The sequence below is a fragment of the Microbacterium sp. NPDC055988 genome (assembly GCF_042269505.1).
Lineage (GTDB): Bacteria > Actinomycetota > Actinomycetes > Actinomycetales > Microbacteriaceae > Microbacterium.
This window is the reverse complement of sequence record NZ_JBHJXY010000001.1, coordinates 144,494-161,437: the sequence shown is the minus strand read 5'-3', so window position 1 is coordinate 161,437 and position 16,944 is coordinate 144,494. Positions and strand designations below refer to the sequence as shown.

General features: G+C 68.0%; 18 protein-coding genes. 13 read left to right on the top strand and 5 right to left on the bottom strand.

All coding sequences use genetic code 11. The features are described 5' to 3' along the window. Positions 1-663 carry a LysE/ArgO family amino acid transporter gene (locus ACFC14_RS00845; protein ID WP_376100609.1) on the bottom strand — a complete coding sequence of 221 codons (663 nt, stop codon included), beginning with the start codon at positions 661-663 and terminating at the stop codon, positions 1-3. Positions 664-733: 70 nt separating this feature from the next. Here ACFC14_RS00845 and ACFC14_RS00840 point away from each other — a divergent pair, with 70 nt between their 5' ends. Continuing rightward, positions 734-1,678 carry a LysR family transcriptional regulator ArgP gene (locus ACFC14_RS00840; RefSeq protein ID WP_376100608.1) on the top strand — a complete coding sequence of 315 codons (945 nt, stop codon included), beginning with the start codon at positions 734-736 and terminating at the stop codon, positions 1,676-1,678. On the opposite strand, the gene ACFC14_RS00835 is transcribed toward ACFC14_RS00840, so the two are convergent. Further along, complete coding sequence (locus ACFC14_RS00835) at positions 1,617-2,105, bottom strand: MarR family winged helix-turn-helix transcriptional regulator (protein WP_376100607.1); 489 nt, start codon at positions 2,103-2,105, stop codon at positions 1,617-1,619. The two genes, ACFC14_RS00840 and ACFC14_RS00835, sit on opposite strands and share 62 nt — an antisense overlap. Next, positions 2,092-3,828: an MDR family MFS transporter gene (locus ACFC14_RS00830; RefSeq protein WP_376100605.1), complete on the bottom strand. Its 1,737-nt coding sequence runs from the start codon at positions 3,826-3,828 to the stop codon at positions 2,092-2,094. Before ACFC14_RS00830 ends, ACFC14_RS00835 begins: the two co-directional genes overlap by 14 nt. A 276-nt stretch (positions 3,829-4,104) precedes the next feature. Here ACFC14_RS00830 and ACFC14_RS00825 point away from each other — a divergent pair, with 276 nt between their 5' ends. From ACFC14_RS00825 to ACFC14_RS00805, 5 genes are read left to right on the top strand one after another with little or no spacing between them, the layout of a single operon-like run. Continuing rightward, a complete protein-coding gene (locus tag ACFC14_RS00825) occupies positions 4,105-4,662 on the top strand; it encodes a SipW-dependent-type signal peptide-containing protein (RefSeq protein ID WP_376100603.1) in 558 nt (185 codons plus the stop codon). Then, positions 4,629-5,294: a SipW-dependent-type signal peptide-containing protein gene (locus ACFC14_RS00820; protein WP_376100601.1), complete on the top strand. Its 666-nt coding sequence runs from the start codon at positions 4,629-4,631 to the stop codon at positions 5,292-5,294. The genes ACFC14_RS00825 and ACFC14_RS00820 overlap by 34 nt, the downstream gene beginning before the upstream one ends. A gap of 8 nt (positions 5,295-5,302) precedes the next feature. After that, a complete protein-coding gene (locus tag ACFC14_RS00815) occupies positions 5,303-5,926 on the top strand; it encodes a signal peptidase I (protein ID WP_376100599.1) in 624 nt (207 codons plus the stop codon). Next, positions 5,923-6,567 carry a hypothetical protein gene (locus tag ACFC14_RS00810; RefSeq protein WP_376100597.1) on the top strand — a complete coding sequence of 215 codons (645 nt, stop codon included), beginning with the start codon at positions 5,923-5,925 and terminating at the stop codon, positions 6,565-6,567. Before ACFC14_RS00815 ends, ACFC14_RS00810 begins: the two co-directional genes overlap by 4 nt. Continuing rightward, the gene (locus ACFC14_RS00805) at positions 6,564-7,106 is read left to right on the top strand and encodes a hypothetical protein (protein WP_376100595.1); all 543 of its coding nucleotides are present in this window, start codon (positions 6,564-6,566) and stop codon (positions 7,104-7,106) included. Before ACFC14_RS00810 ends, ACFC14_RS00805 begins: the two co-directional genes overlap by 4 nt. Before the next feature lie 15 nt (positions 7,107-7,121). Here ACFC14_RS00805 and ACFC14_RS00800 read toward each other — a convergent pair whose 3' ends face one another. After that, positions 7,122-7,805: a YqaJ viral recombinase family protein gene (locus tag ACFC14_RS00800; protein WP_376100593.1), complete on the bottom strand. Its 684-nt coding sequence runs from the start codon at positions 7,803-7,805 to the stop codon at positions 7,122-7,124. A gap of 275 nt (positions 7,806-8,080) precedes the next feature. Here ACFC14_RS00800 and ACFC14_RS00795 point away from each other — a divergent pair, with 275 nt between their 5' ends. The 3 genes from ACFC14_RS00795 to rplL all read left to right on the top strand — a co-directional run bounded on the left by ACFC14_RS00795 (position 8,081) and on the right by rplL (position 10,530). Beyond that, positions 8,081-9,058 (top strand): hypothetical protein, encoded by a 978-nt coding sequence (locus ACFC14_RS00795; protein WP_376100591.1) that lies wholly within the window; start codon positions 8,081-8,083, stop codon positions 9,056-9,058. A 551-nt stretch (positions 9,059-9,609) separates the two neighbouring features. Further along, the gene (gene rplJ / locus ACFC14_RS00790) at positions 9,610-10,098 is read left to right on the top strand and encodes a 50S ribosomal protein L10 (RefSeq protein WP_029261006.1); all 489 of its coding nucleotides are present in this window, start codon (positions 9,610-9,612) and stop codon (positions 10,096-10,098) included. 48 nt (positions 10,099-10,146) lie between these two features. Continuing rightward, positions 10,147-10,530 carry a 50S ribosomal protein L7/L12 gene (gene rplL, locus ACFC14_RS00785; protein ID WP_029261007.1) on the top strand — a complete coding sequence of 128 codons (384 nt, stop codon included), beginning with the start codon at positions 10,147-10,149 and terminating at the stop codon, positions 10,528-10,530. Positions 10,531-10,613: 83 nt separating this feature from the next. Here the strand turns inward: rplL and ACFC14_RS00780 are convergent, their stop codons facing one another. Then, positions 10,614-11,618, bottom strand: a complete 1,005-nt coding sequence (locus ACFC14_RS00780) for a LacI family DNA-binding transcriptional regulator (protein ID WP_376100589.1) — start codon at positions 11,616-11,618, stop codon at positions 10,614-10,616. 288 nt (positions 11,619-11,906) lie between these two features. Here ACFC14_RS00780 and ACFC14_RS00775 point away from each other — a divergent pair, with 288 nt between their 5' ends. The 4 genes from ACFC14_RS00775 (at position 11,907) to ACFC14_RS00760 (ending at position 16,895) form a co-directional block, all read left to right on the top strand. Continuing rightward, entirely contained in the window at positions 11,907-13,223 is a 1,317-nt protein-coding gene (locus ACFC14_RS00775) for an ABC transporter substrate-binding protein (RefSeq protein ID WP_136040771.1), read from the top strand. Positions 13,224-13,326: 103 nt separating this feature from the next. Then, positions 13,327-14,466, top strand: coding sequence for a carbohydrate ABC transporter permease (locus ACFC14_RS00770; protein WP_136040770.1), 1,140 nt, complete (start codon positions 13,327-13,329; stop codon positions 14,464-14,466). Then, entirely contained in the window at positions 14,463-15,422 is a 960-nt protein-coding gene (locus ACFC14_RS00765) for a carbohydrate ABC transporter permease (RefSeq protein ID WP_136040768.1), read from the top strand. Before ACFC14_RS00770 ends, ACFC14_RS00765 begins: the two co-directional genes overlap by 4 nt. Before the next feature lie 96 nt (positions 15,423-15,518). After that, complete coding sequence (locus ACFC14_RS00760; protein WP_376100586.1) at positions 15,519-16,895, top strand: cystathionine beta-synthase; 1,377 nt, start codon at positions 15,519-15,521, stop codon at positions 16,893-16,895. Positions 16,896-16,944: the final 49 nt, after the last annotated feature.

Below are 16,944 nucleotides of genomic sequence, written 5' to 3'. Positions count from 1 at the left end.
TCAGCCGCCCAGCACCGGCAGCACCAGGCTGATGGCGATGGCGATCATCACCACCGCGATCACCGCATCCAGGATGCGCCAGGAGCGCGGCGTGCGCAGCCAGCGACCCAGATAGCGCGCGCCGAACCCCAGAGCCGTGAACCACAGGAGGCTGGCAGCCATGGCCCCGCCCGCGAAGAGCCAGCGGTCGTCGCCGTGCGTCGCCGCGATCGAGCCGAGCATGAGCACCGTGTCGAGGTAGACGTGCGGGTTCAGCCACGTGAGCGCGAGCGTGGTCAGGATCACGGGCGCCAGCCGGGTGCGGGTGGCGGTCGCCGTCGAGCCGACCGATGTCGTCGACCCGGCGGCGGGGGCATCCGCGACGTCCACCTGAAGCTCTTCGCCGCCGCGCCAGGCACGCCGCGCGGCGAGGATGCCGTAGCTCAGCAGGAAAAGCGCCCCCGCCCAGCGGGCCACGACGATGAGCCACGGAGCGGCCGACAGCACGAATCCGAGTCCGGCGACGCCGGCGGCGATGAGGGCGGCATCCGACAGGGCGCAGATGATCACGACAGCCCACACGTGCTCGCGGCGGATGCCCTGGCGCAGCACGAAGACGTTCTGCGCGCCGATGGCGACGATGAGGGAGAGGCCGAGTCCGAGGCCGGCGAGAACCGTGAGCATGGGTCCAGCCTAGGAATCACGCACCATGAAGAGAAGCGAAGATTCCTTGCGTGCCATTAGCATGGCTAATGTGAGGATCGATCCCGAGTTGGCCGCCACACTCGCCGCGATCGTCGACGAGGGCACGCTGGATGCCGCATCGAGGCGACTGCAGATCACGCCGTCGGCGGTGAGCCAGCGCCTGAAGACGTTGGAGCAGCAACTCGGTCGGATCCTGGTGGTGCGGACGAAGCCCGCGCGGCTGACCGAGGCGGGAGAGGCCGTCGTCCGCCTGGCCCGCCAGATCGCGCTGCTCGAACATGACGCGCTCATCGGGGTGGGCATCGATGATGTGGCGGGCAGCCGGCGGATCACCATCCCGCTCGCCGTGAACGCCGATTCGATGGCGACGTGGTTCCTCGCGCCGCTGTCCCGGCTCGCGGCCGGCCACGACATCGACTTCGACCTGCACCGCGACGACCAGAACTTCACCGCGCGGCTCCTGGAATCCGGCACCGTGATGGCCGCGGTCACGAGCGAGGCCGCACCGGTCGCCGGATGCTCGGTGTCGCCCCTCGGCGTGCTCGAGTATCGGGCGATGGCGGAATCGGGGTTCGCATCGCGGTGGTTCCCTGACGGGGTGACGCCGGATGCCCTGACAGCCGCACCGTTCGTCGACTTCGACAGACGGGACACACTGCAGCACGGGTGGCTCCGAGCGATGTCCGTCAGTGAGGCGGGGGTGCCGCGGCACTACGTCCCGGCATCGCACGACTATGCCGTCGCCGTCGCGCTCGGGCTCGGGTGGGGGATGGTCCCGCTCCTGCAGGAGTCGACCGGGCTGGTCCCGCTGGGTGGCCCGACCCTTCGTGTCCAGCTCTATTGGCAGCAGTGGAATCTGCGATCGGAGCTGCTCGACACCATCGCCGCCGAGGTCGCCCTCGAAGCGCGCCGCGTGCTCGCCGAGGCGCCCGTCACTCGGCCGCGGTCGCGTCCGGGCTCGCGCCCGAAGCCAGGGCGTGGAGCAGACGGGTGAGGCTGCCGATGTCGGCGAGGCTCCAGTCTTCGAGAGTGCGCAGCAGCCTGCCCTCCTGAGGGAGCCGCGCGGCCGCGAGGCGCTCTTCGCCCAGGGATGTGAGCTGCAGCAGGAAGGAGCGTCCGTCGGAGGGATCGGTCGAGCGCTCGACGAGCCCGAGCTCCTCGAGTTCCCGCACCATCCGGCTGACCTGGCCCTTGTCCAGCAGCATCCGCTCGGACAGCGCCGACACCGTGACAGTCTCGCATCGCGCGATCGTGGTGAAGGTCTTGTACGCGCCCGGCAGCAGACCGGGGCTCACGCGGTTCGCATTCTCCGAGATCACACGGCGGAAGTGCGTGATCAGCTCGCCGAACTCCGCCTCGAGGGCGCGGACCGCAGCGGCCCGCGCCTCGGGGGTGTCGGAGAGGCGGTCAGCGTCCGGCATCGGAGGCCGAATCGTCGTGGGCGTCGCGGGCGCGACCGACCACGCCGACGGTGCCCGTCGTCGGTGCGCCGGAGAGCGCTGCGGCGTCGTCGATCGCGACGTCTGCCGCGTCGTCGACCGGGGTGCCGCTGCCGTCTGCGGCTGCATCCGACTTCGCTGCATCCGCCTGTGCGCGCTCGGTCGTCGTCATCGTGGTGAGCGGACGGTTCGGCAGGAACAGGATCGCGATGAGGCTGATCACGGCGAGCGGGATGCCGATCAGGAAGGCATGCGAGATGGCCTGCGCGTAGAAGTCCTCGACGATGGAGCGCACCGGCTCCGGAAGCAGCCGGACCTCGGGCAGCGTTCCGCTGGAGAGCTGAGCCGCCACCTCGGCGCCCTTGTCGCCCAGCTTCGCGATCGCGGTGCCCAGGCGCTCCTTCCCGTCGCTGAACAGGCCGGTGAGGCTGTTCGCGAGCACGGCACCCATCACCGAGACTCCGACCGTGCCGCCGAGGCTGCGGAAGAACGTGACACCCGAGCTGGCGACACCCATCTCGCTGGGCTTCGCGACGTTCTGCACGATGAGGACGAGGTTCTGCATGGTCATGCCGACACCGGCGCCCATCACGAACATGTATATCGAGACGAGGACGAAGTTCGTGTCGTAGTGCAGCGTCGACAGCATGACGGAACCGGCGATCAGCAGCACGGAGCCGAGGATCAGGTAGCCCTTCCACTTGCCGAAGCGGGTCACGAGCTGGCCGATCACCATCGACGAGATCAGGAGCCCCGCCATCATCGGCAGCGTCATGAGCCCCGCCTCGGTGGGCGTGGCGCCGCGCGAGAGCTGCATGTACTGCGCGAGGTACACCGAGGTGCCGAACATCGCGACGCCGATGGAGATCGAGGCCAGCACCGACAGCGTGAAGGTGCGACCGCGGAAGAGCGTGAGCGGGATGAGCGGCTCGCGCACCTTGAGTTCGACGATGATGAAGGCGATGGCCGAGACGATCGCGCCGCCGACCATCAGCACCGTCTCGGTGCTCCACCAGTCGAACGTCGAGCCGGCGTTCGTGATCCAGATGAGGATCAGCGACACTGCGGCCGAGAGCAGCACGATGCCGACGTAGTCGATCGAGACCTTGCGGGTGCGCTCGGTGCTGATGTGCAGCGTCTTCTGCAGGATGATCAGCGCGGCGACGGCGAAGGGGAGCGCGACGAAGAAGTTCCAGCGCCAGTTCGCGACGTCGGTGATCCAGCCGCCGAGCAGCGGACCCCCCACGGTGGCGACGGCCATCACAGCGCCGAACAGGCCCATGTAGCGGCCGCGCTCGCGCGGGCTGATGATGTCGGCCATGATGACCTGGCTGAGGGCGGCGAGTCCGCCGCCGCCGATGCCCTGGATGGCGCGGAAGGCGATCAGGGTGTTCGTGTCCTGGGCGAAGCCTGCGGCGGCCGTCGCACCGACGAAGATGATGATCGCGATCTGGATCAGCAGCTTGCGGTTGAACAGGTCGGCGAGCTTGCCCCAGATCGGCGTCGAGATCGCGGTGGTGAGGAGCGTCGCCGTGATGACCCAGGTGTAGGCGGCCTGGTCGCCGCCGAGGTCGTGCACGATGACCGGCATCGACGTGGAGACCACCGTGGTGGCGATCATCGAGACGAACATGCCCAGCAGAAGACCGGTGAGGGCTTCCAGCACCTGGCGATGCGTCATCTTGACGGGAGAGTCCGTGGTCATGCGAGACCTTTCGCGGTCGGGAGGGAGGATGCTGCGACAGCTCTGGCGCACACGAGAAGGTTGAACTGGGTCAACTATATGGCAATCGTTGATCTACGTCAACCATCATGGTTCGTGTTTCGAGTGCGCGCGATGTGCGGGCAACGTGCGCGAAATCGCCTTGTTCTGCGGGAAGGCGTCGGTGAGGATGAGGGCACGGCGGGGATGCCGGGGGCCTCCGCGAGGAGGCGGTTCCAGGCATTCACGCGGAACGCCTGATTCCTGAGGGGGACTCCGATGGCTACCAAAGACACGAAGCGCAAGGTTCTCGCCTTTCTGGCGGGCGGACTCGTCCTCGGGGTAGGGGCGGCGGTCACGCTCGCCGCCTGGAACGACTCCGAGTTCGCGAACGGGACCTTCACCGCCGGTTCCTTCACGTTCACGGGGTCGACGGATGGGACGACGTTCAGTGACCATGCCACCGACGATGCGGCAGCTGCGCTGACCTTCGAGCTCGACCCGACGAACCTCAGCCCGGGGGATGTGGTCTACGCGCCCTACGCCCTGCGGCTCGGCGGCACCTACGACGCGACGCTCGACTCGGTGGCCCCGGTGGGAGCGGGCGACTTCGCCACCGCCGGCAAGCTGACCTACGGCATCGTGTCGACGGGGACGACCTTCGGATGCGATGCGACCGCGTTCGCCGCGGGAACCGCGGTGCCCGCGACGATGACGCCCGGAACGGACGTCAACCTGTGCATCCAGGTCACCGCCGCCTCCGGTTCGGGCGGGATCGAACAGGGCGACACGGGAACCGTCACATGGCAGTGGAACGCGACCTCGGTGCAGCCGTAGCGCCGACCCGTCGCTCGTTGCGTGCATCCGTCCGTTCGAAGCCCTCGCGCACCTTTCGACGCGTGCGGGCGCTGCTCGCCGGCGGGCTGGTGCTCGGCGTGGGCGCGACGATGACGATCGCGGCGTGGACCGACCAGGAACTCGCCACGACCACGGTCAGCGCGGGGAGCTTCTCGATCGCATCGCGGTCGGACCAGGGAGCGTTCGTCTCGCACGGTCCCACCGAGACCGTGCTCACCGTGCCTCTCGACGCGTCGGGCCTCTACCCGGGAGTGAAGAAGGCGGCGTACGTGCAGGTGCAGGCGTCGGGCACCCTGGGCGGCACCGTCAACCTCACCGGCGTCGCGGTGACGAACAATGCGGGCACGACGCCGACCGGGGCGGACCTCGCGCTGCAGAATGCGATCAGGGTCAACATCGCCGTGGTCGCGGCCCCCGCAAACTGCACGACGAGTGCGACCGCGGCGGCAGCGCTGACCGCGGTTCCGGCACTCCCCGCGCAGACCCTGACCGTGACCCCGCTCAACACGATCACGTACTGCATCGTGCTCGAGCTACCGGCGGACGCGACCGGAACGGCGCAGGGCGGCACTGTGAAACCGACCTGGACTTTCACCGGAAGCACGAGCTGAGCGACGTCATGGCCACCATCGCACGCGGCGCCCGCGCAGTGGGACGCGGAGTGCGCGAGGTGCTGCTCACCCTGGCGGCCATCGGCGGTGTGATCTGCATCGTGCTCGTGATCATGGCCTTCACCGGCGGCTATTCGCTCATCATGTTCAAGACCGGATCGATGACGCCCACCATCCCGGCAGGATCCGTCGCCCTCGTGCAGAAGATCCCCGCCTCCGATATCGCCGTCGGTGATGTCGTGACGGTGGATCGGGATGCGGCCCTGCCGATCACGCACCGCGTCACCGGCATCGAGCCGGGGGATGCCGGCGACGTGCGGACCATCACCATGAAGGGCGACGCGAATGACGTCGAGGATCCGGCGCCGTACACCGTCTCCGATGTCCGTATCGTCCGCGGCTCGGTACCCGCCCTCGCGAATGTGATCGTCTGGTTCGGCAGCCCGTGGGTGCTCGGCGGGGTCACGCTCGGCGCATCGCTGCTGGTGATCTGGGCGTTCTGGCCACGGAGGGAACGCGCGGCGGCCGAGGAATCCTCCAGGGGCGGCGAGCAGTCGGCGGCCGCCGGAGAGCCGGCGGCTCCGGAGGCGCTGGTCGCGGCGGGAACGCGGCGCAGGGATCGACGCTCATGAGACGCCTGAGCGCTGGATTGGTCGTGCTCGTCATGCTGCTCGGCTCGGCCGCTCCGGCGTGGGCGGCGCCCACCACGGAGGTCATCCAGGGGCGCATCCTGCGGCTCGTCTCGGTCGCGGACTGGGACGCCGCCGGATCCCTGCTCCCCGGGCAGCAGGTGCGATGGGACGTCACGGTCAGCGCGGAGGCGCCCGATCCGGGGATCGTCACGATCGCTCTGAGTGCCACGGGTGACGCGCCGCTCGTCCTCGACGTGTCGATCTGTCTGCGCGAATGGCAGGGGAGTGTGTGCCCGGGTGGCCCCGCGACCGTGCGCTCGGCATGGCAGATCCCGCGCGACGGCGGGGAGATGCAGCTCGGCGAGGTCGCCGACACCGATGTCGCTCATGTGCGGCTCTCCATCGGGCTCGGTGAGGGCGCGGGCGCGGGCTCGACGACCATTCGACTCCATGCCAGTGGTGTCGGAGAAGACGTGGCAGTGGGCCCCGGTGGGGGACTGGCCGCGACCGGACCATCGCCGCTGCCGCCCTGGGCGCTCGCCGGAGGGGCTGCGCTGGTCGTCGTCGGCGTCCTGCTCGTCGCTCGTCGTCGTGTCGTCGCGATCGGCGTCGTTCCGCGTGAACCGGGCGGTGACGGGTGAGTCCGGCGAAGCGCCTGCGTTCGGCGGGCGCCGTGCTCGGGATCTCGCTGCTGGTCGCCGTCGGTCTCGTCCCGACCGTCCCCTCGACCGAGGCGGCGTGGACCGACGCCGAGCGGGCGACCGCGACGGGAACCTCGATCAACATCCCCGAACCCATCGCCTCGGGTTCCCCGGGGTGTGTGGCCAGCAGCGGCCTGCTGGGCGCCAACCCCCGGGTGACCATATCGTGGCGGGCGCCTGCCGCCGCGACGGGGTACGACCTCACGAAGGCGGAGTTCGGGCAGATCGCCAATCAGGGACTCCTCGAGCCGATCCTGAGCAACCTTCTCGGGAACGTCCAGACGTCGGGGAACGCGGCCGCCTACGTCACGGTCATCGACGGCGGGCTGCTCACGGGGCTCCTCGGGGCGACGAAGACCTTCGGCATCCGCTTCACCGGGCCGGGCGGCTGGAAGTCCGACTGGCTCGTGGCCAATGCGACCATGGGGCTCCTCGGCGCGAACCCGCAGTGCACGATGGCCACCGCCGCCAGCTATTAGGCGGAAGCCGACGGCTCAGTCGGCGAGTGCCAGCGCGCGGAACGCGTCTCGTTCGCGGAGCTGCTCGCGGCGGCTGGCCGCGGCGTCATCCGGGGTCCTGCTCGGAACCTGCCGACCGGTGGTGCGTCGGTAGAGCTCGTCGATCAGGTTGGTGGCGAGGCCGACCAGCTTGGCGATCTCGCGGTCGTCGCGGTCGATCCATACGCAGCGCGGCTCGTCGTGGATCGGGGCGAAGTCGACGTGCTCCTCCCAGACGAACAGCGTCCGCTCGGCACCGAGGACGTGCTGCTGCCACCAGATCTGGCGGAGGTAGGTGCGGGGGATGCCGCGGAACGCCTTGTTCGTCGTCTTGATCTCGGCGAGCTTCACACGCCCGTCGGCGTCGACCGCGATGCCGTCGGGTGTGGCGAGGTGACGGTGCTCGACCTCGGCGCGGAACAGGGCGGACGAGGGGAGGATGCCGTGGGTCGCCGCGACCCACGCCGCGATCTCGGGTTCCCGTCGCCGGCCGTGATCGGTGTAGGCGTTGCCACCGAAGCGGGGGCCTCCGCCGAGTTTGGAGTCCGCGGCGCGAGCGATCGACTTCTCGGAGGTGAGCCCGGCGACGTCGGTGGCGGTGATGCCGCGGGAACGTGCTCGCATCCACGCCACGCGGTCGCGAGAGTCCGCGACGATGCGTGCAGCGAGTTCCGGGGTCACCTTACGACCCTAACCCCGCCCGCCGACCCTCCCTTCCCCACACGCCGCCCTCTCCGTCCCTCCCTCTCCGTCCCTCCCTCCCTCCCTCCCGTCCGCCGAGCGCACGGGTTGTTGCCGAATGTACGACCTGTTCACGTGTCTAACCCGTGCACTCGGCAGCATCCGGTGCACCCGCGACTGGTCACTCCTCCTGCACAAAGAGCCGGGGGCGCGAAGGAGAGCGGACGCGTTGGGGAAACCGGGGTTTGGGGATGGGCGGGGGAGAACCATGGGGTATGCCGACGACGACCGCGCCCGTACTCACCCAGCTCGTCCGATCGCGGGCAGACCTCGTTCTGAACGGATGGACGGATCGGGGGATCGCTGCCGCGCTGCAGAGAGGAGAGCTCTTCAACGTCCGGCGAGGATGGTTCATGGATGCCGTCGAGCGAGAGCCCCTGTGGCCGGAGCAGAGGCACCATGCGCACGTCATCGCTGTGGCTCGGGATGCGAGCGGGCCCGCGGTCATGTCGCACACATCGGCGGCTGTGCTCTGGGGGCTGCCGCTGTACGGGATGCGCCTCGCCCGTGTCCACATGACGACTCCTTCGCCGCGGCGGATCTCGAGCGCTCCGGATGTGTTCCGTCATGTCGCGCCGCTCCCGTCTGTCGACGTCACGGTACGTGGCGGCATCCGGTGCACCACGTTGTCGCGCACGGTGTTCGACCTCATCCGAGTGCTGCCGGTCCCGGCTGCTGTGGCGCTGGCGGATGCCGCTGAGCGTCAGATGGCGGAGCGGCAGTGGGAGTGGGACACGGATGCCGTCCTCTCGTGGCGTGGTGAGCTCGCGACCAGGTTGACCGCCGCCGGGGGAGCTCGGGGGATCCGTCAGGCGCGGTGGGTGGCGGACTTCGCCGACGGGCGGGCGCAGCTTCCCGGCGAAAGCGTGAGCCGGTTGCATCTGCACAGACTCGGCTTCGCTGCCCCGGATCTGCAGGTACCGATCGACGGACCTGACGGCCGCGCGTACTTCGTCGACTTCGGGCTCGCGGACGTCCGCAGCTTCGGCGAGTTCGACGGCAAGACGAAGTACCTTGACGAGGCTTTACGTTCCGGTCGCACGGTCGAACAGGTTCTGCTCGCGGAGAAGCAGCGCGAGGACTGGATCCGGGGTCGCACGCACTGGCGCCTCGCCCGATGGGGAACCGAACATATCGCGACGTCCGCCGCTCTCGCCGCTCGACTCGCCTCCTTCCACATCACTCCTCCCTGACCCGCCCTGTCCTGCCCTGTCCTGTCCTGCCCTGTCCCGCCTCGCCCTGTCCCGTCCCGCCTCGCCCTGTCCCGTCCCGCCTCGCCCTGTCCCGTGCCTCCCGCCCATCGCCGAGTGCACGGCTTGCTGCCGAGCGCACCGCATCTTCACGTCAACTTCCCGTGCACTCGTCACCATCCCGTGCACTCGGCGGTCGCGATCGCGACGGGAGGGAGGGAGGGAGGGAGGGAGGAGAGGGGGAGAGGGGGAGAGGGGGAGAGGGAGGGAGGGAGAGGGAGGGAGGAAGGGAGAGGGGGAGAGGGGGAGAGGGGATTTGGGGGAGAGGGGGATTTGGGGGAAGGGAGCGGGTGGGGTAGAGTTGTGGCAACCGAAGACCGCTGGTCATCAGGCGTGCGCAAGCACGCAGGATCGAAGCTCTGCACAGCAGGGGCCCGCGCAGGACACGAACTTCTCAAAGCTCCGTGCGCTTGCGCCGGAGCTTTTTTCTGTGCAGGTGGTCCAGGTCGGCGCCCCACCACCGTGCGGCGCCTCGTACACACCAAGGAGTGACCATGGCGCAGAAGGATGCATCGGTCGCCGAGCTCACGAAGTCATTCGAGAACTCGAACGCCGTCCTGCTGACCGAGTACCGCGGTCTGACGGTTGCCCAGCTCAAGGAGCTGCGCAACAGCATCCGTCAGGACGCTGAGTACGCCGTGGTGAAGAACACGCTGACCAAGATCGCCGCCAACAAGGCTGGCATCTCCGCGCTGGACGACGACCTCAAGGGTCCGTCGGCTGTCGCGTTCGTGCACGGTGACTTCGTCGCCACCGCCAAGGCTCTGCGTGACTTCGCCAAGGCCAACCCGCTTCTCGTGATCAAGTCCGGCATCTTCGAGGGCAACGCCCTCACCGCGGACGAGGTCAACAAGTACGCCGCGCTCGAGAGCCGTGAGGTTCTGCTGGCGAAGGCTGCGGGCATGATGAAGGCGACGATGGGCAAGGCTGCCGCCACCATCGATGCTCTTCGCGAAAAGCTGGAGACCGCAGAGGCCGCGTAAGCGACCTGCGATCTCGTCTACAAACCCCATCTATCTAGGAGATACATCATGGCTAAGCTCACCACTGAGGAGCTGCTCGAGCAGTTCGCCGGCCTGACCCTCGTCGAGCTCAACGACTTCGTCAAGGCGTTCGAGGAGAAGTTCGAGGTCACCGCTGCTGCTCCCGTCGCCGTTGCCGGTGCTGCGGGTGGCGCAGGCGCTGCTGAGGCTGAGGAAGAGAAGGACTCCTTCGACGTCATCCTCGAGGCTGCTGGCGACAAGAAGATCCAGGTCATCAAGACCGTCCGCGAGCTCACCTCGCTGGGTCTCGGCGAGGCCAAGGCTGTCGTCGACGGTGCCCCGAAGGCTGTCCTTGAGGGCGCCAACAAGGAGACCGCCGAGAAGGCCAAGGCTGCTCTCGAAGAGGCAGGCGCAACGGTTACCCTCAAGTAATCGCGACGCTCACGCGTTTCTGATCGAAGGCCCCGGGTTCGCCCGGGGCCTTCGTGCGTTTCCGTAGGGGTGTTCCGAGCGGGTCAGCGCGGCGGAGCGGTGGAGTTGCGCACCACCAGGGCGGATGCTGCGGCGAGGTGATCGAGCGGAGCATCCGGTCGGTCGATCCGCTGCATCAGGAGTCGCACGGCCTCGTGCCCCTGTTCCCGGGGTGATTGGCCGATCGTGGTCAGGGCGAACATGTCGGCGTGCTCATGGTCGTCGATGCCGACCACGCTGAGTTCGGTCGGCACAGCGATGCCCAGGCGGCGAGCGGCGATGATCGCACCGATGGCCGCCTCGTCGCACACCCCGACGATCGCGGTCGGGCGGCTCCGACGGTCGCCGAGCAGGCCGGCCGTCGCAGTGAACCCTCCCGGCATGGTCGGTGCCGCACCGACGATACGCGCGTGGGCCGCGAGGGCGGCGGCCCGCATGGCATCGTTGTAGCCGGCGAGACGCCGGGCGTCCCCGAAGCTCTGCTCGGTGCCGTCCCCGGATCCGCCCACGAAGGCGATGTCGGTGTGGCCGAGTTCGATGAGATGCTCGGTGGCGATGCGCGCGGCAGCCGTGTCGTCGATCGAGACCGCGCTCGACCCGTCGCTGTACGGGCCCACGCTCACCAGCGGGCGCCCGGTACGCTGCAGGCGTTCGAGCTCGCGCGCGCTGGGCTGGATGCCAACTGCGATGATGCCGTCGAAGCGCCGTCCCGGCAGTACGTTCTCTAACAGCCGCTCCCGAGTCTGCGAGCGCTCAGGTACCCCGTAGAGGGAGAGGTCGTAGTCGAGCGCGAACAGAGACTCCTGGATCCCCGCCAGCAGCTCGGCGAAGAACCAACGGTCCACGGGCGGCATCACGACGCCGACGGTCTGTGTGCGACCGGTGGCCAGGCTCGTCGCGGAGGAGTGCGCCACATAGGACAGTTCGCGGGCCGCATGCGCGACGCGGGCGCGGGTGTCGTCCGAGACGTAGCCGCGCCCGCTCAGCGCTCGACTCGCGGTGGCCTTCGACACCCCGGCACGCGCAGCGACATCCGCGATCGTGCTCATCGGTCCTCCTCGACCTGATCACGCGGTTGCGTGGGTGGCGGCGCGGTGGCCGCGCCGGGTGACAGCGTAGTCGCCGATGCGCGCAAAAGGAACCGGTTCCACACCGTGAGCGAGGGAGCGCTCCCACTGGCGGCGTCGATGGGAGTCGAATGGTTGTGAGCTTGTGACCCTTCCGTGTTGTGCCGGGATATCGATCGCCAGTAGGTTGGCCTGGAATCGGTTCCCTACCGATGCCGCGGGGTGGCATCGCATCAGGTGGGGACCCTGTACTCGAAGAGGAGAATTCACATGGCTCTGTCACAGCGTTCCCGGCGTTACGCGCCGCTCGCCCTGCTGGGGGTCGCGGGCATCGCGCTCGCCGGATGCGGGGCTCCCGGTGGGACCTCCGGAGGCGGCGGAGGTGGCGGCGGAGACAACACCGTCACGATCTACGGCACGATCGTCGAGGGCGAAGCCGAACTCCTCGCGGAATCCTGGGCGGATTTCGAGAAGGAGAACGACATCGAGATCAAGTACGAGGGCAGCCAGGACTTCGAGACGCAGCTCGGCACGCGCGCACAGGGCGGCAACCCGCCCGACATCGCGATCTTCCCGCAGCCCGGTCTGTTCGCGGACTACGCCTCGCGTGATCTGCTGAAGCCGGCTCCGGAAGCGGTCAAGAAGAACGCCGAGGAGTACTGGACGCAGGGCTGGGTCGACTTCGGCACCTACGACGGCACGTTCTACGGCGCACCGCTGATGGCGAGCGTCAAGGGCTGGGTCTGGTACTCGCCGACCAAGTTCGCGGAATGGGGTGTCGAGGAGCCGACCAGCTGGGACGAGCTGCTGACTCTGACGCAGACCATCAAGGACAAGAGCGGCGCCGCCCCCTGGTGCGCCGGCTTCGAGTCCGGTGTCGCGACCGGGTGGCCGGGTACCGACTGGATCGAAGACCTCGTGCTCCGCAACGCGGGCCCCGACGTCTACGACCAGTGGGTCAAGAACGAGGTCCCCTTCACCGACCCGCAGATCAAGGAGGCGTTCGACGCCACGGGTGAGATCCTGTTGAACCCGGAGTACGTCAACGCCGGCTTCGGCGACGTGCGTTCGATCAACTCCACCGCGTTCGGTGACGTGGCCGCTAAGGTCGCCAGCGGCGAGTGCGGGCTGACCCACCAGGCCTCGTTCCTGTCGGGCTTCTACCCCGAGGGCACGAACTTCGCCGAGGATGGCGACGTCTGGGCGTTCCTGACGCCGAGCCCGAACCCGGATGAGACCCTCATCACTGGTGGCGGCGAGATCGTCGGTGCGTTCAGCGACTCGGAGGCGACGCAGAAGGTGCTCGAGTACCTGTCCAGCCCCGAGTGGGCCAACAGCCGTCTCGCCCTCGGTGGCGTGACGTCGGCCAACAAGGGCGTCGACCTCGACGTGGTCGAGGACCCGATCCTGCAGGAGTCGATCAAGCTGCTCCAGGACGACTCGGTGACGTTCCGCTTCGACGGGTCGGACCAGATGCCGGGTGCTGTCGGATCCGGCACCTTCTGGAAGGGCATGGTCGCCTGGATCAACGGGACCTCCACCGATGAGGTGCTGACCCAGATCGAGACCGGCTGGCCCTCCAGCTGATCGGATGAGGAGGGCCGCCCCGATGGGCGGCCCTCCTTCTCACACCCGGTCAGCGCATCGCCGCGCCGACCGCTGATCAGCTCCGTCTCATGAAGGGGATTCCATGAACGCGACTGTGTTCTTCCAATGGATCGGGACGCTCCCTCCGATCCTCCAGGCCGTGGCCGTGGTCATCGCATTCGCGGTGGTCGTGGTGATAATCCTGCTGCTCGTCGACATCGCGCCGCGTAAGGGCGCGCTCTACACCGGCATCCGTCTCGCGATGTGCCTGCTCATCCCGCTCGCGGTGATGTGGTTCTTCAACTCCTACTACTGGGCGATGGGAGTCGCGGTCGCCGTCGGCGCCCTGTTCTTCTTCCTGGACTACCGGTCCCGCGACGGCGCGGGATACCTGATCCAGCTCGTGGCTTTCATGGCTCCCGCCATGCTGCTCCTCCTCGCCGGACTCATACTGCCGTCGATCCAGACCGTGTACGCGTCGTTCTGGAACTCGACCGGCAGCGACTTCGTCGGCTTCTCCAACTACCTCTGGATCTTCACCCAGTCCGACGGCGTGACCGCGGTGATCAACACGATCGTGTGGGTGCTGCTCGTCCCGACGCTCTCCACCATGATCGGCCTGGCGTATGCGGTGTTCATCGACCGGACTCGCGGCGAGAAGATCTACAAGCTGCTGGTATTCATGCCGATGGCCATCTCGTTCGTGGGCGCCAGCATCATCTGGCGATTCGTGTACGCCTACCGCGGCCCGGAGTTCGAGCAGATCGGTCTGCTCAACCAGATCCTGGTGTGGTTCGGTGGTGAGCCGCAGCAGTTCCTGCTGAACGGTCCGTGGAACAACCTGGCGCTCATCGTGGTGCTGATCTGGGTGCAGACCGGTTTCGCGATGGTCGTGCTCTCGGCGTCGATCAAGGGCGTCCCGGCCGAACTGCTCGAGGCGGCTGAGCTCGACGGCGCCAACGCCTGGGAGCGCTTCAAGTCGGTGACGATCCCCTCGATCCGTCCGGCGCTCATCGTCGTGCTGACCACGATCTCGATCGCCTCCCTGAAGGTGTTCGACATCGTCCGCACGATGACCGGTGGAAACTACGGCACCTCGGTTCTGGCGAACGAGATGTACACCCAGTTCTCGAAGTTCGAGGCGGGTCGCAGCGCTGCGCTGTCCGTCATCCTGTTCATCCTGGTGCTGCCGATCGTCATCTACAACGCACGCCAGATCAAGAAGCAGCGGGAGATCCGATGACCGACACCGTGAAGACAGACACCGGCGACAGCACGCGGGCCATCACGACCGCAGGCCGGTTCGATGCTTCCGCCGGACGCGCGCGCAAGCGCCTCAGCCGGCCCTGGGCGAGTGTCGCCGCGATCATCATCGCCGTCATGTGGACCGTTCCCACGCTCGGGCTCTTTATCTCGTCGTTCCGTGAGCGGGACGCGATCGAGACGACCGGGTGGTGGACGGTCTTCACCAACCCGCAGCTGACGCTGGACAACTACGTGGCGGTGCTGCAGTCCGGCACCACCCAGCTGACGATCCTGGAGTCCTTCTTCAACTCGATCGTCATCACCATCCCTGCCACGCTCATCCCGTTGATGATCGCGGCGATGGCGGCGTACGCGTTCTCGTGGATCGATTTCAAGGGCCGCAACGCGCTGTTCATCTTCGTGTTCGCGCTGCAGATCGTGCCGATCCAGATGGCTCTCGTTCCCCTCCTGTCGTCGTTCTCGCGCGGGATCAACCTGTTCGGCGTCCAGGTGACGGAGGGACTCGACGTCGCCGGCGGCTATGCGCAGGTGTGGTTCGCCCACACGATGTTCGCGCTGCCGCTCGCGATCTATCTGCTGCACAACTTCATGTCGGAGATCCCCGGCGAGATCATCGAGGCCGCGCGCGTCGACGGTGCCTCGCGCGGACAGATCTTCTTCCGGGTGGTGCTGCCGCTCACGATGCCGGCCATCGCGTCGGTGGCGATCTTCCAGTTCCTCTGGGTCTGGAACGATCTGCTCGTGGCCCTCGTGTTCGCCGACGGAGCCGCGTCGCCGATCACGAAGGTGCTCGCCGAGATCACCGGTCGCGGCGAGGGCTGGTACCTGCTGACGGCGGGCGCGTTCGTGTCGATCATCGTTCCGCTGATCGTGTTCTTCGCACTGCAGCGCTACTTCGTCCGCGGACTCCTGGCGGGATCGACGAAGGGCTGACACGTCGAAGGACTCCGAGGCCCTTCGTGAGAACGGATGCCGCGGGCGGGCGAAATACAGCCCCGCCCGCGGCATCCGCGCGTCTACCCTGAAGTCATGAAGTACGCAGACTCGATCGTCGACCTCGTCGGCGACACGCCCCTCGTGAAGCTCACGCGCGTCACCGAGGGCGTCGCGTGCACGGTGCTCGTCAAGCTCGAATACCTGAACCCGGGTGGGTCGTCGAAGGATCGCATCGCCGCGCGGATCATCGATGCCGCCGAGGCATCGGGCGACCTGAAGCCCGGTGGCACGATCGTCGAACCCACCAGTGGCAACACCGGAGTGGGTCTCGCGCTGGTCGCCCAGCAGCGCGGCTACAAGTGCGTGTTCGTGCTGCCCGACAAGGTGGGCGAGGACAAGATCGACGTGCTGCGGGCCTACGGCGCGGAGGTCGTGGTGACGCCCACGTCGGTCGCGCCGGACAGCCCGGAGTCGTACTACAGCGTCAGTGATCGACTGACCCGCGAGATCCCCGGCGCGTTCAAGCCGAACCAGTACGAGAATCCGAACGGTCCGCGCAGTCACTACGAGACCACGGGACCGGAGATCTGGCGCGACACCGAGGGGGAGGTCACGCACTTCGTTGCCGGAGTCGGTACGGGCGGCACGATCACGGGCACCGGGCGCTACCTCCGCGAGGTGTCGGAAGGCCGCGTGCGCATCGTCGGCGTCGATCCCGAGGGCAGCGTCTACAGCGGCGGCACCGGTCGCCCCTACCTCGTCGAAGGCGTCGGGGAGGACATCTGGCCCGGTGCCTATGACCCGACCGTCCCGCACGAGATCGTGGCGGTGGGCGATGCGGATTCGTTCGCGATGACGCGGCGGCTCGCCCGCGAAGAGGGCATCCTCGTCGGCGGATCGAGCGGAATGGCCGTCGTCGGCGCGCTGCGCGTGGCACGGGATCTGCCCGCGGATGCCGTGATGGTCGTGCTCCTGCCCGACGGCGGGCGCGGCTACCTCGGCAAGATCTTCAACGACGGGTGGATGCGGTCGTACGGATTCAGCGACGTGGAGGAGGGCGAGACCGTCGCCGACGTGCTCGCCGCACGCCCGTCGCGCCAGGGGGAGGGCATCCCCGACCTCGTGCACGCGCATCCGACGGACACGGTGCTCGAGGCCATCGGGATGATGACGCAGTACGACGTCTCGCAGCTGGTGGTCCTCAGTGCCGAACCGCCCGTCATGATGGGCGAGGTGGTCGGCACGGTCGACGAGAAGGGGCTGCTCGATCTGCTGTTCCGTGGCGAGGCGAGTGCGACCGATGCCGTCGGCGCACATGTGGGGGAGCGGCTTCCGCTCATCGGCATCCATGCCTCGGTCGCCCAGGCGAAGGCGGCGCTCGCCGACGCCGATGCGCTGCTCGTCACGGAAGACGGGAAGCCGCACACCGTGCTGACGCGCCAGGACCTGCTCGGCTACCTGTCGCGCTGAACGCACGGACGGCGGCCGACCCCGGGCGTAACGGGAAGGCCACCGTTGC